The following is a 12,834-nucleotide window of genomic DNA, read 5'->3' on the forward strand; positions in this document are numbered from 1 at the left end:
TTGCAGGCGATGCGGCAGCCGGACGGCCTGCATAGCGGGCACGCGGATATTTCGCATCAATATGCGCCAGAACCCATTCCAGATAAGGCTCAATGAACGACCATGCGCCCATATTCTTCGGCTCTTCCTGACACCAGACGATTTCTGCACCGCGGAAGCGGGACAGTTCGTTGATGAGGGCTTTTGCCGGGAACGGATAAAGCTGTTCAACGCGCAGCAGGTAGATATCGTCGATACCGCGTTTTTCACGCTCTTCGTAAAGATCGTAATAGACTTTACCGGAGCAGAGAACCACGCGACGGATCTTGGCATCTTTCTGCAGCTTGATCGGCTGATCCTTGAGATATTGCGCATCATCCCACAGCAGACGGTGGAACGTGCTGTCTCCGGACAGTTCGCTCAAGGAAGAAATCGCACGCTTGTGACGCAGCAGAGATTTCGGTGTCATCATGATCAGCGGCTTGCGGAAGTCGCGTTTCATCTGACGACGCAGAATGTGGAAGTAGTTTGCCGGTGTCGTAACATTGGCAACCTGCATATTATCTTCCGCGCAAAGCTGCAGATAACGTTCCAGACGTGCTGACGAATGTTCAGGACCCTGACCTTCATAGCCGTGCGGCAGAAGGCAGACGAGACCGGACATACGCAGCCATTTGCGCTCACCAGAAGAGATGAACTGGTCGAAAACAACCTGAGCACCGTTGGCGAAGTCACCGAACTGGGCTTCCCACAGCACGAGTGCGCGCGGATCTGTCAGCGAGTAGCCATATTCGTAACCGAGCACGGCTTCTTCCGAAAGCATCGAGTTGATGGCTTCGTAGATCGCCTGACCCTTCTGAAGATTATTCAGAGGAATATAGCGGCTTTGATTTTCCTGATCGTAAAGAACAGTGTGACGCTGCGAGAATGTACCGCGTTCCACGTCCTGACCGGAGAAACGGATCGGGTGGCCTTCGAGAGACAGCGAACCGAATGCCAGCGATTCAGCCGTTGCCCAGTCAATGCCTTCACCGCTGTCGATCATCTTCGAGCGATTGTCGAGGAAGCGCTGAATGGTGCGGTGTACGTTGAAGCCTTCAGGGGTTTCGGAAAGTTTCTTACCGATTTCCTTGAGGGTTTTCGCCGGTACGCCGGTTTTACCGCGACGCTGTTCATCGGCATTGTCAGCTGTACGCAGACCTGCCCATGCACCGTCGAGCCAGTCGGCTTTATTCGGCTTGTAGTTCTGGCCGGCTTCGAATTCTGTTTCCAGCTTGTCGCGCCAGTCAGCTTTCATCTGGTCGATGTCAGCCTGTGTCAGAAGACCTTCGCCGATCAGCTTTTCACTGTAGAGCTGTACAGTGGTTTTGTGCTTGCGAATTTCTTTGTACATCAAAGGCTGTGTGAACGCAGGCTCGTCGCCTTCGTTGTGACCGAAGCGGCGGTAGCAGAACATGTCTACAACAACCGGCTTATGGAAGGTCTGGCGGAATTCGGTTGCAACTTTTGCAGCGAAGACAACAGCTTCCGGATCATCACCATTGACGTGGAAAATCGGGGCTTCAATCATTTTCGCTACATCCGAAGGATATGGCGAAGAACGGGAGAAGGCCGGATTGGTGGTGAAACCGATCTGGTTATTGATGATGAAATGAACTGTACCGGCAACGCGGTGACCGCGCAGACCCGAAAGGCCGAGGCACTCAGCAACAACGCCCTGACCGGCAAATGCCGCATCACCATGCAGCAGCAGCGGCATGACTTTAGCGCGTTCAGTCAATGGCACGATTTCATCACGGGTGCGGCCGGCCAGCAGATCCTGCTTGGCGCGGGCTTTACCCATAACAACCGGATTGACGATTTCGAGATGTGAAGGGTTGGCAGTCAGCGACAGGTGAACGGAGTTACCGTCAAATTCGCGATCCGAAGACGCACCCAGATGGTATTTAACGTCGCCTGAACCTTCCACATCATCCGGCGCATAGGAGCCGCCTTTAAATTCGTGGAAAATAGCGCGGTGCGGTTTGCCCATAACCTGAGAAAGCACATTCAGACGGCCACGGTGAGCCATACCGAAAATGATTTCTTTAACGCCCATGGAGCCGCCGCGCTTGACGATCTGTTCAAGGGCAGGGATCAGGGATTCACCGCCATCGAGACCAAAGCGCTTGGTGCCTTTGTATTTCACGTCGATAAACTGTTCAAAGCCTTCAGCTTCGATCAGTTTGGACATGATGGCTTTCTTACCTTCCGGTGTGAAAGCAATGCTCTTATTGGCGCCTTCGATGCGCTCCTGAAGCCAGGCTTTTTCAGCCGGATCAGAAATGTGCATGAATTCAAAGCCGATTGTCGAGCAATAGGTGCGCTTCAGGATATCGAGCATTTCGCGAACGGTCGCATATTCGAGGCCGAGCACGTTGTCGATGAAGATTTTGCGGTCAAAATCAGCCGGTGTGAAACCGTAATTTTCCGGAGCCAGTTCATTGTGATCATTCGGCTTTTCGGAAAGACCGAGCGGATCGAGATTGGCATGCAGGTGGCCGCGCATACGGTAAGCGCGGATCATCATGATCGCGCGAACACTGTCACGTGCTGCCTGTGTAATTTCTGCTTCAGACAGAGCTGGTGCAGCAGCAACAGCTTTGCCGCCTTTGCCTTTCAGCTTGTCTGTCATATGTTTTTCAACATCTGCCCAGTTGCCGTCGAGAGCATTGGTCAGCTCATCTTTCGGCGTCACAGGCCAGCTGCTTTTTTCCCAGGATGCACCGCGGGCATTTTCAATCACATCTTTCGGATTGTCACCGAGATTTGCGAAAAAATCGCGCCATTCTGCATTGACCGAATTCGGATCGGTTTCATATGCAGCATAGAGCTCCTCAATATAGTCGGCATTGCCGCCATAGAGAAACGAGGTCAGGGCGAAAACGTCATTGGCTTCTTCTTGCCGTGCCATTGTCCTTGCCGGAGTATCCACTCCGTCTCCTTATACCGGCCATACCGGAAAATCTTCCGGTCCCGTTTTAAGTTGCTGGTCTGTTGTCTCTGTTCTGAGAAATAGTGCGTTTGTACTGATTTCCAACAGAAACGGGCATAAGTTTTAGTCTAGAGCGGTTTACGTCCAAATTGGATCACAAGGCTCGCTCTAGATTCTTTAGTTTGCCGCATTATCACGGGCGTCAAGTTGATCCAACTTGACTGTGAAATGCTCTAGTGAACCCGGTTCGGGGCTTGAGGCGTGCCATGGGCCACGAACCGGGCTTTTTAGAGGCAGTCACGCAGTGCGACTGCCAATATTGTCAGAGTTCCAAGGGATTAGCCCTGAGAGCTTCAACCCAAAGGCAGTTAGCCTTTGAGAACTTCAACAAGAGTCTTGCCGAGCTGTGCAGGAGATGGGGAAACGCGGATACCGGCTTCTTCCATAGCTGCAATCTTGTCTTCAGCGCCGCCCTTGCCGCCGGAGATAACAGCACCAGCATGACCCATGGTGCGGCCTTCCGGAGCAGTACGACCGGCGATAAAGCCAACCATTGGCTTCTTACGGCCGCGCTTGGCTTCGTCTTTGAGGAACTGAGCTGCTTCTTCTTCAGCCGAACCACCGATTTCACCGATCATAACGATCGATTTGGTGTTGTCGTCTGCGAGGAACATTTCCAGCACGTCGATGAATTCTGTGCCTTTAACCGGATCGCCGCCGATACCGACAGCAGTGGTCTGGCCGAGACCTTCATTGGAGGTCTGGAACACAGCTTCGTAAGTCAGTGTACCGGAACGGGAAACAACGCCGACCGAACCTTTTTTGAAGATGTTGCCCGGCATAATGCCGATTTTGCATTCTTCAGGGGTCAGGATGCCCGGGCAGTTAGGGCCGAGCAGGCGTGATTTTGAACGTTCCAGACGTTCTTTCACGCGTACCATGTCCATAACCGGAATACCTTCGGTGATGCAGACGATGAAGCCGACTTCAGCTTCGATTGCTTCGATGATGGCATCAGCTGCACCTGCAGGCGGAACGTAGATTACGGATGCATCTGCACCGGTACGTTCTTTAGCTTCAGCAACAGTTGCAAAAATCGGCAGGTTTTCGCCCTTGGAGCCTGTCCAGGTTTCGCCGCCCTTTTTAGGGTGGATACCGCCGACCATCTGGGTGCCGTAATAGGCAAGAGCCTGTTCAGTGTGGAAAGTACCTGTCTTACCGGTCAGACCCTGAACGAGAATCTTGGTGTCCTTGTTTACAAGAATAGACATGGATCAATTTCCCTTCACTGCAGCAACGATTTTCTGCGCTGCATCGTCGAGATCGTCAGCTGAAATAACATTCAGGCCGCTCTCGTTGATGATTTTCTTGCCGAGCTCAACATTGGTGCCTTCGAGACGAACGACCAGAGGAACTTTAAGGCCAACTTCTTTAACAGCAGCGATCACGCCTTCAGCGATAACGTCGCATTTCATGATGCCGCCGAAGATGTTCACGAGAATACCTTCAACAGCCGGATCAGCAGTGATGATCTTGAATGCAGCTGTTACTTTTTCTTTGGTAGCGCCGCCGCCAACATCAAGGAAGTTTGCAGGTTCTGCGCCGTAAAGCTTGATGATGTCCATGGTTGCCATAGCAAGACCGGCACCATTGACCATGCAGCCGATATTACCGTCGAGGGCAACATAGGCCAGATCATGCTTGGAAGCTTCGATTTCTTTTTCGTCTTCTTCCGACAGATCGCGCAGTTCCTGAATGTCAGGATGACGGAACAGAGCATTGCCGTCGAAGGATACTTTGGCATCCAGCACGCGTACACGACCATTGGTCATGACGATCAGCGGGTTGATCTCCAGAAGGCTCATGTCTTTTTCAACAAAAGCTTTGTAGAGGATCGGGAACAGCTTCAGAGCGTCTTCACGGGCTTCGCCTTCGAGCTTCAGAGCATCGGCAAGCTTGGCATTGTCTTCATCGGTCACGCCTTTGGCAGGATCGATTGCAACATTGATGATTTTTTCCGGTGTTTCTTCTGCAACAGCTTCGATGTCCATTCCGCCTTCGGTGGAAACAACGAAAGCCGGACGGCCGACGGAGCGGTCGATCAGCAGGGAGAGATACAGTTCGCGGTCGATGTCCGCACCATCTTCGATGTAAAGACGGTTAACCTGCTTACCGGCAGGACCGGTCTGCTTGGTCACCAGAGTGTTGCCGAGCATTTCTTTAACGTTCGCAACAACTTCTTCGATGGATTTGGCAAGACGCACGCCGCCTTTAGCATCGGCTGGCAGTTCTTTGAACTTACCTTTACCGCGGCCGCCGGCATGGATCTGGCTCTTGACCACATAAAGCGGGCCAGGAAGGGTCTTTGCCCATTCTTCAGCCTGTTCAGCGGAGTAAACAGCCACGCCGTTGGCAATCGGTGCGCCGTAGGAGTGGAGCAGGCGCTTAGCCTGATATTCGTGAATATTCATCTGGTTGTCCTTTTAAGGGCGCTCCTGAAACCTGTTGTTTCAACTTGTGTTGATAGACAGGCTTCGTGATTTTTATATGAAGTTCCAGAGACCAGTTCGGGGCCACTTTGGGAAAAGCGCCCCGAAACATCCCAGAACTTGAATAAGGGAGCTTATTTCAGATTTGGTGCAATCGCGATGCAGGCATCGCAAAGACCCTGAACTGCAGCAACTGATTTCTCAAATGCGGCCTGTTCTTCTTTGTCGAGCTGGATTTCGATAACCTGTTCAACGCCGTTCGCACCGATAATGGTCGGTACGCCGACATACATGTCTTTCACGCCGTACTGGCCGGTCAGCTGAGCTGCAACAGGCAGAACGCGGCGCTTATCCTTGAGGTAGGATTCAGCCATCTGGATAGCGGAAGAAGCCGGTGCGTAATAAGCAGAGCCGGTTTTCAGCAGGCCGACGATTTCAGCACCGCCGTCACGGGTGCGCTGAATGATCTTGTCGAGCTTGTCCTGTGTGGTCCAGCCCATTTTGACCAGATCCGGCAGAGGAATACCGGCAACGGTCGAATAGCGGCTGGAAGGAACCATAGTATCGCCGTGACCGCCGAGAACGAATGCGGTGACGTCTTCAACGGAAACGTTGAATTCTTCAGCGAGGAAGTAGCGGAAACGGGCGCTATCAAGCACGCCAGCCATACCGACAACTTTGTTTGCTGGCAGACCGGAGAATTTCTGCAGAGCCCAAACCATCGCATCAAGCGGGTTGGTGATGCAGATTACGAAAGCATCAGGGGCGTATTTGGCAATACCGGCGCCGACCTGTTCCATGACTTTCAGATTGATGCCCAGCAGGTCATCGCGGCTCATGCCCGGCTTGCGCGGTACACCGGCGGTAACGATAACAACATCTGCGCCTTCGATGGCGGCATAGTCATTGGCACCGGTGAACTTGGCATCGAAACCGTCAACCGGTGAGGATTCCGCGATATCGAGGCCTTTGCCCTGCGGGATACCTTCGGCGATATCGAACAACACAATGTCACCGAGCTCTTTGAGACCGGCCATATGGGCGAGCGTTCCGCCGATCATGCCTGAACCGATGAGAGCAATCTTATTGCGAGCCATGCTGGTTACTTCCCTGATCTAAAATCTAACTAAAACAGCTTTACCTCTGCTTGAGCTTTCCGATCGGTTACGCCCGCAGAGGCCATTACGCTGTATGGTCGATATGCCCGTTTTCAAAATAACTCAACTAATAATTTTGTATTTAAAGATTTCAATCGTTTAGCTAAATATGTTCTTACGTAAACGTAAATCATTTTTGACAAAAGCCGAAGTTTTTCCTGTTTCATATCATGAAATCAGGGAAAGGAATTATACCGGAATTTTTGTCCGCTTACAGCTGATTTTTGTTTGTTCAGAATGGCTTACAGTCAGCCCGATTGCGGAATGCTTATTTGATGAATCATAAGTGCTCTTATGATTCCCCTGACTGGCATAAATTAGGCCATGATCGTCACAAAATAGTGACGATCAGAGAATTGGCCTGTGTTTCACATGTTACTCAGGCTGTTGCCCGTATTGCAGCTGATTCATTTGTCTCAAATGCTTCTAGATATTCCGCACTCTGCATCTCAAAAAGACGCGATGCGGTACGGTCAAATTCAAAAGCTTCTGTGCCGCTGGAGGCACTATAGAGTTTGTCGGGTGTAGCTGCGGCAGAGATGATAACACGGGCGCGCTGGTCGTAAAGTGTATCCACCAGCAGAATGAAACGTTTGGCTTCATTTCTCTTAGCAAGATCCAGCACCGGTACATGATCGATAAACATAGTGCGGAAACGCGCCATGATCGCCAGATAGTCTGCAGCAGCCAGCGGTTTGGCGCAAAGTTCATCAAAAGTCACACGCACGGCTTTGCCGACAGTGCGGTTCAGATGAATGCTGCGGCCTTTGACCTTGATAATTTCTGCTGTCTCAATTCCGCCTTCCGTCAGAACATGCCATGCCTCATCCATTCTGGCATCTGTTTTGAGCCCGAGCGGGGTGAGATAGACTGGCTGGCGGTCGAGCTTTTCAAGACGGTAATCCGTGCGGGAATCCAGATTGATTACATCAACACGGGTTTTGAGAATGCTGACAAAAGGCAGGAACAGCTGACGGTTGAGACCATTCGGATAGAGATTATCCGGTGCCACATTGGATGTGGCAACCAGCACCACGCCACGCTCGAACAGCGCTGAGAACAAACGCGACAGGATCATCGCATCGGCAATATCTGTGACGGTAAATTCATCAAAACACAGAACCCATGCCTGTTTTTCCAGCGCTTCAGCAACCGGCGGGATCGGGTCTTCCTGTTTGGTTTCGCCTTTCTTGAAAGCCTGACGGTGAGCGTGAATGCGCTCATGCACATCGGCCATGAAATCATTGAAATGCGCACGGCGTTTGCGTTCAACCGGCAGCAATTCAAAGAACATATCCATCAGCATGGTCTTGCCGCGGCCGACTTCACCGTGGATATACAGACCCTTGATAGGCTCAGCCACTTTTTTGGATTTGCCGAACAGCCAGCCCAGTGCGCTGGATTTGCGCGAAAGGCGCTTGCTGCAAATTGCATCAATCAGAGCATCAAAGCGCTTTGCCAGAATTTGCTGCTGCGGGTCTGCTTCAATATCTCCGGCCATGGCCAGAGAGTCGTAGCGTTCTGATACGGACGGATAGGCTTTCAGCGTTTCATTGAAAGACATGACAACCTCATTCAGGCTCATTCAGGCGCTGTTCTATAAATGAAAAGCCGCAGATTGTGTCTGCAGCTTTTATAATTCTATAATGTCAGCAAGTTTTTAGCGGGACAGGCTGATCGGCTGGCCGCCGGAAGTCTGACCGTCAAAGCGGCCGTCAGCAGACGAATAGAGAGAAGCGACTGTGCCGCCATTTGCATCATAGAGAACCAGCTGCTTGCCGTTGACCGACCATGAGGACAGATTGGCGAGTTCACCCGGGCAACGCAGCGGACCCGCGCGGTAACCCTGACCGAATTTGGTCTGCGGGGTGGCAACTTTACAGCTCTGACCGGCAAGCGATGCATTCCACACACCGGCAACTTTGCCCGGTGTCAGGTCTACGGAAGATGCAGGCGGCAGGCTGGCAACCTGTGTATTGCCCTGCGGCTGTGAATTCATATCATTCGGATTGGCCGGAAACTGCGATGCATTCACATCATTCAGCGATCCGGACTGAACCGATGTCGTCGGAGCAGGGCGCAAAGGAGCAGGCTGTGCCTGCGGGGGAGTGTTGCTGGCCATATTGTCAAAACGCGAACTCTGGCAACCGGCGAGAATGGTGGCAGCTGCAAGTCCGAGCAGGCCAATCTTAGAAACTCCCATACCCATCTCCTTGATAGTGTGGTTTCTGAAGCGGAATCTTTGAAACAGTTCCGTCCTCAGGTCAATATTGAGGCAAAATCCGCTGCACTTTAGACCATTTTGTAATCAAAAGGAATCATTGAACAAAAGGGAAATAAGTAGGATTGCACGATTTTACGGCTTCAGCCTTGTTTTAATCTGACAGGTTATGGCCTGACAATGTGAAAGCCTGTCTGGCAGCAAAATTTGAGCAGATTATGTTTTAAAGATAAACATATTTTACCGGCAGGCCAAGGCGTGATCGGTCTTCTACGGCAGATTCAGGCAAAAACGCATCACTGCTTTTCGAATCATTGGCACATATACTGGCAATTTGAGAGAAGTTCCGCCATATAGGCCAGTAAATGTATATCCGGAGTGCCTTGCGCAAAGTGTGAAGCGCTTTCAGGATGTGTTTTCAGGCAAAATCTCCGGATGCTGCCTGTTTTTCGTATCTCTGCGAACCGAATTTTGTCGATGTTCCGCATTAAGGCTGCTGATATGCCGTAACCGGAATATATCTTATAATTGTGAAACTATGTCTGTAGCTATGTCAGTTGATGCTGCTTTTGCCAAAATGAATGGCCTTGGCAATAAAATTATTGTGGCGGATATGCGCGGCCGGAGTGACCGGATCACGCCTGATGCCGCACGCGCACTGAATGCCGATGCTGCGACCGGTTTTGACCAGATCATGACGATCCATGATCCGAAAACGGCGGGTACGGATTATTATATCCGCATTATCAATTGCGATGGCAGTGAAGCGCAGGCTTGCGGCAATGGCACACGCTGTGTGGTGCAGGCACTTGCTGCGGAAACCGGCAAATCACAATTCACATTTGAAACACTGGCAGGACTGTTGCTGGCCGAGGAACTGCCGGACGGCCAGATCCGTGTGGATATGGGCAAGCCGCGTTTCGAATGGCAGGCTATTCCGCTTGCAGAAGAATTTCGCGATACGCGGATGATCGAATTGCAGATCGGGCCGATTGATGCGCCGGTGCTGCATTCGCCGTCTGTGACTTCGATGGGCAATCCTCATGCGATTTTCTGGGTGGATCAGGATGTCTGGTCCTATGAGCTGGATAAGTTCGGTCCATTGCTGGAAAATCATCCGATCTTTCCGGAAAAGGCAAATATTTCTATCGCGCAGGTCACGGGCAAAGACGAGCTGACCATCCGCACTTGGGAGCGTGGTGTTGGTCTGACGCGGGCTTGCGGTTCTGCTGCCTGTGCCGCTGGTGTATCGGCGGCACGCACACGCCGTACGGGGCGCAATGTAAAAGTTATTGTGCCGGGCGGGCCGTTGCAGATCGACTGGCGCGATGATGATCATGTTTTAATGACAGGACCGGCTGAATGGGAGTTTTCGGGGCAGTTTGATCCGGCAACAGGTCTTTGGGCAAAAGACACAACAGCGGAAGGTGCCTGATTATGGCGGTTGAGGTTGTAACATTCGGCTGCCGGCTGAATACTTATGAATCCGAAGTGATGAAACGCGAGGCTGATGAGGCCGGTCTCGGTACATTGGAAAACGGCGCGATTATTTTCAACACCTGTGCGGTAACGGCGGAAGCGGTGCGTCAGGCCCGTCAGGCAATCCGTAAAGCACGACGCGATAATCCGGAAGCCCGTATTATCGTGACCGGTTGTGCAGCGCAGACCGGTGCCGATGATTTTGCGGCGATGGATGAGGTTGATCTGGTTCTCGGCAATGAAGAAAAACTGAAATCCAATTCCTATCGCATGTTGCCGGATTTTGGTGTGAACCAGTTCGAGAAGGTGCGCGTCAACGATATTATGGAAGTGCGCGAAACCGCCAGCCATATGGTGGATGCGATTGAAGGCCGTGCCCGTGCTTTTGTGCAGGTGCAAAACGGCTGTGATCATCGCTGTACTTTCTGCATTATTCCCTATGGCCGTGGTAATTCCCGCTCTGTCCCGATGGGCGGTGTGGTTGAGCAGGTCAAGAGGCTGGTCGGTAACGGCTATGCGGAAGTGGTGCTGACCGGCGTGGACATGACCTCCTACGGGCCTGATCTGCCGGGGAATTTGCGCCTTGGCAAGCTGGTGAAAACCGTTTTGGCACAGGTGCCGGATTTGCAGCGTCTGCGTTTGTCTTCCATCGATTCGATTGAGGCGGATGAAGACCTGATGGAAGCGCTGGCCAATGAAAAGCGTCTGATGCCGCATCTGCATCTCTCACTGCAGTCAGGGGATAATATGATCCTTAAGCGGATGAAACGCCGCCATTTGCGTGATGACTCCATCCGGTTTTGCGAAGATGTGCGCAAATTGCGACCGGATGCGGTGTTTGGTGCGGATATTATCGCTGGCTTCCCGACCGAGACGGAAGAAATGTTCCAGAACTCTATCCGTATTGTCGAAGAATGCGGTCTCAGTCATCTGCATGTTTTCCCATACAGCCCGCGTGAAGGCACACCTGCCGCACGCATGCCGCAATTGCGTCGTGAGGTGATTAAGGAACGGGCTGCCCGTCTGCGTGTTGCCGGTGATGCGGCTTATCGCCTGCATCTGGAAAGTCTCAAAGGCACCGTGCAGAATATTCTGGTAGAACGTGATGGCTTAGGCCGTACTGAAGGCTTTACACTTACTGGGCTGGATACACAGGATCTGACAGCAGGACAGATTGTCAGCCGCGTGATCTCCGGTCATGATGGGGACAAGCTGCTGGCTGTTCCGCAAAATATCTGATTATCATTCGAAAATAAGAAGCGCTGTATTCATGGCTATGGGTTTTATAAAAAAGATTTTTTCTTTCGGCAAAAAGGAAGAAACATCTTCCGCTCCGTCAGAGGAAGTCCTGTCGCCTTTAGCGGAAGAAGGCGCACCGGTTGCAGCAGAACACACGCCTGTTGAACCGCATCATGAGACTGTGCTGGAAAAGATCGAAGAGCTGCTTTCCCAGCCGGTCATCGCTGATCCGGCGACGATTGAACTGAAACCGGTTTATGATACGCCGGAGCCGGATGAGACCGGCCTTGAAGAGAAGCTGCAGACGAAAGAGCCGCCTCACGAGACTTTTCTGGAAAAGGTTGAGGAACTGCTTTCCCAACCGGTGATTGCTGATCCGGCAACCATTGAGCTGACACCGGTCTATCCTGAAGCCGAGCCTGAAATTACCGATGCTGATGCGGAAGTGGTTCCTGCGCCAAAACCGGTAAAGGTGACGGTCAGCAAGTCTGTTGAGGCAAAACAGGAACCAGTAGTCGTTGAAGCTGAGCCGGAAAAGAAACTGTCATGGTTTGAGCGGCTGCGCAGCGGTCTGTCGCGCTCTTCACAGCAGTTGGGCGACTCCATCGGCGGCATTTTCACCAAGCGCAAACTGGATGAAGACACACTTCAGGAACTGGAAGATGTGCTGATTCAGGCTGATCTTGGTCTGGAAACCGCGATGCGTATCACAGACAGCCTGTCTTCGGGTCGTTATGGCAAAGATATTTCGACTGATGAAGTGCGCCTCATTATGCGCTCCGAGATTGAAAAAGTGCTGGTGCCCGTGGCAAAGCCTCTGGAACTTGACCTGTCGCACAAGCCGCATGTCATTCTTGTGGTTGGTGTGAATGGTACCGGTAAAACCACAACAATCGGCAAGCTGGCGGCAAAACTGACCGCAGGCGGATTGAAAGTGATGCTGGCAGCAGGTGATACATTCCGTGCCGCAGCGATTGAGCAATTGCATATCTGGGGCGAGCGTACCGGTTCACCGGTTGTGTCATCCAAGCTTGGTGCCGATGCTGCCGGTCTGGCATATGACGCATGGCAGCAGGCCAAAGATGCCGGCAGCGACGTGCTGATTATTGATACGGCAGGGCGCTTGCAGAACAAAGCCGAACTGATGGATGAGCTTGCTAAAATTGTGCGCGTGCTTGGTAAACATGATCCAGAAGCGCCGCATACAGTGTTGCAGACGCTGGATGCTACCACCGGTCAGAATGCGCTTAATCAGGTTGAGATTTTCAAAAATATTGCCGGTGTGAACGGCTTTGT

At 52.0% G+C, this 12,834-nt stretch carries 8 protein-coding genes and 1 pseudogene; 3 read left to right on the top strand and 6 right to left on the bottom strand.

What is annotated here, in order from left to right; all coding sequences use genetic code 11:
- The 6 genes from A918_RS0117350 to A918_RS0117380 all read right to left on the bottom strand — a co-directional run.
- A partial coding sequence (locus tag A918_RS0117350) for a 2-oxoglutarate dehydrogenase E1 component (RefSeq protein ID WP_022712275.1) occupies positions 1 to 2,932 on the bottom strand: 2,932 nt, incomplete at its 3' end.
- 389 nt (positions 2,933 to 3,321) lie between these two features.
- The gene (gene sucD, locus A918_RS0117355) at positions 3,322 to 4,224 is read right to left on the bottom strand and encodes a succinate--CoA ligase subunit alpha (protein ID WP_022712276.1); all 903 of its coding nucleotides are present in this window, start codon (positions 4,222 to 4,224) and stop codon (positions 3,322 to 3,324) included.
- Positions 4,225 to 4,227: 3 nt separating this feature from the next.
- Positions 4,228 to 5,424: an ADP-forming succinate--CoA ligase subunit beta gene (gene sucC / locus A918_RS0117360; protein ID WP_022712277.1), complete on the bottom strand. Its 1,197-nt coding sequence runs from the start codon at positions 5,422 to 5,424 to the stop codon at positions 4,228 to 4,230.
- A gap of 152 nt (positions 5,425 to 5,576) precedes the next feature.
- On the bottom strand, positions 5,577 to 6,539 hold the full coding sequence (gene mdh / locus A918_RS0117365) for a malate dehydrogenase (RefSeq protein ID WP_022712278.1): 963 nt from the start codon (positions 6,537 to 6,539) through the stop codon (positions 5,577 to 5,579).
- A 439-nt stretch (positions 6,540 to 6,978) separates the two neighbouring features.
- Complete coding sequence (gene zapE / locus A918_RS0117375) at positions 6,979 to 8,163, bottom strand: cell division protein ZapE (RefSeq protein WP_028233951.1); 1,185 nt, start codon at positions 8,161 to 8,163, stop codon at positions 6,979 to 6,981.
- Between the two features lie 96 nt (positions 8,164 to 8,259).
- On the bottom strand, positions 8,260 to 8,802 hold the full coding sequence (locus A918_RS0117380) for a protease inhibitor Inh/omp19 family protein (protein WP_028233952.1): 543 nt from the start codon (positions 8,800 to 8,802) through the stop codon (positions 8,260 to 8,262).
- 568 nt (positions 8,803 to 9,370) lie between these two features.
- Here A918_RS0117380 and dapF point away from each other — a divergent pair.
- The 3 genes and pseudogenes from dapF to A918_RS0117395 form a co-directional block, all read left to right on the top strand.
- Positions 9,371 to 10,255, top strand: a complete 885-nt coding sequence (gene dapF, locus A918_RS0117385; protein ID WP_028233953.1) for a diaminopimelate epimerase — start codon at positions 9,371 to 9,373, stop codon at positions 10,253 to 10,255.
- 2 nt (positions 10,256 to 10,257) lie between these two features.
- Entirely contained in the window at positions 10,258 to 11,538 is a 1,281-nt protein-coding gene (mtaB, locus tag A918_RS0117390; RefSeq protein ID WP_022712283.1) for a tRNA (N(6)-L-threonylcarbamoyladenosine(37)-C(2))-methylthiotransferase MtaB, read from the top strand.
- A gap of 451 nt (positions 11,539 to 11,989) precedes the next feature.
- Positions 11,990 to 12,834 (top strand): annotated as a pseudogene (locus A918_RS0117395) (signaling recognition particle receptor family protein); the annotation flags it as partial.

This window comes from Pseudochrobactrum sp. AO18b, assembly GCF_000409565.1.
Classification (GTDB): domain Bacteria; phylum Pseudomonadota; class Alphaproteobacteria; order Rhizobiales; family Rhizobiaceae; genus Pseudochrobactrum; species Pseudochrobactrum saccharolyticum.

Bases quoted from the DNA above. Each gene is read 5' to 3' on its own strand.
- A918_RS0117380 (WP_028233952.1), bottom strand. From the start codon at position 8,802: ATGGGAGTTTCTAAGATTGGCCTGCTCGGACTTGCAGCTGCCACCATT.
- dapF (WP_028233953.1), top strand. From the start codon at position 9,371: ATGTCAGTTGATGCTGCTTTTGCCAAAATGAATGGCCTTGGCAATAAA.
- sucC (WP_022712277.1), bottom strand. From the start codon at position 5,424: ATGAATATTCACGAATATCAGGCTAAGCGCCTGCTCCACTCCTACGGC.
- mdh (WP_022712278.1), bottom strand. From the start codon at position 6,539: ATGGCTCGCAATAAGATTGCTCTCATCGGTTCAGGCATGATCGGCGGA.
- sucD (WP_022712276.1), bottom strand. From the start codon at position 4,224: ATGTCTATTCTTGTAAACAAGGACACCAAGATTCTCGTTCAGGGTCTG.
- zapE (WP_028233951.1), bottom strand. From the start codon at position 8,163: ATGTCTTTCAATGAAACGCTGAAAGCCTATCCGTCCGTATCAGAACGC.
- mtaB (WP_022712283.1), top strand. From the start codon at position 10,258: ATGGCGGTTGAGGTTGTAACATTCGGCTGCCGGCTGAATACTTATGAA.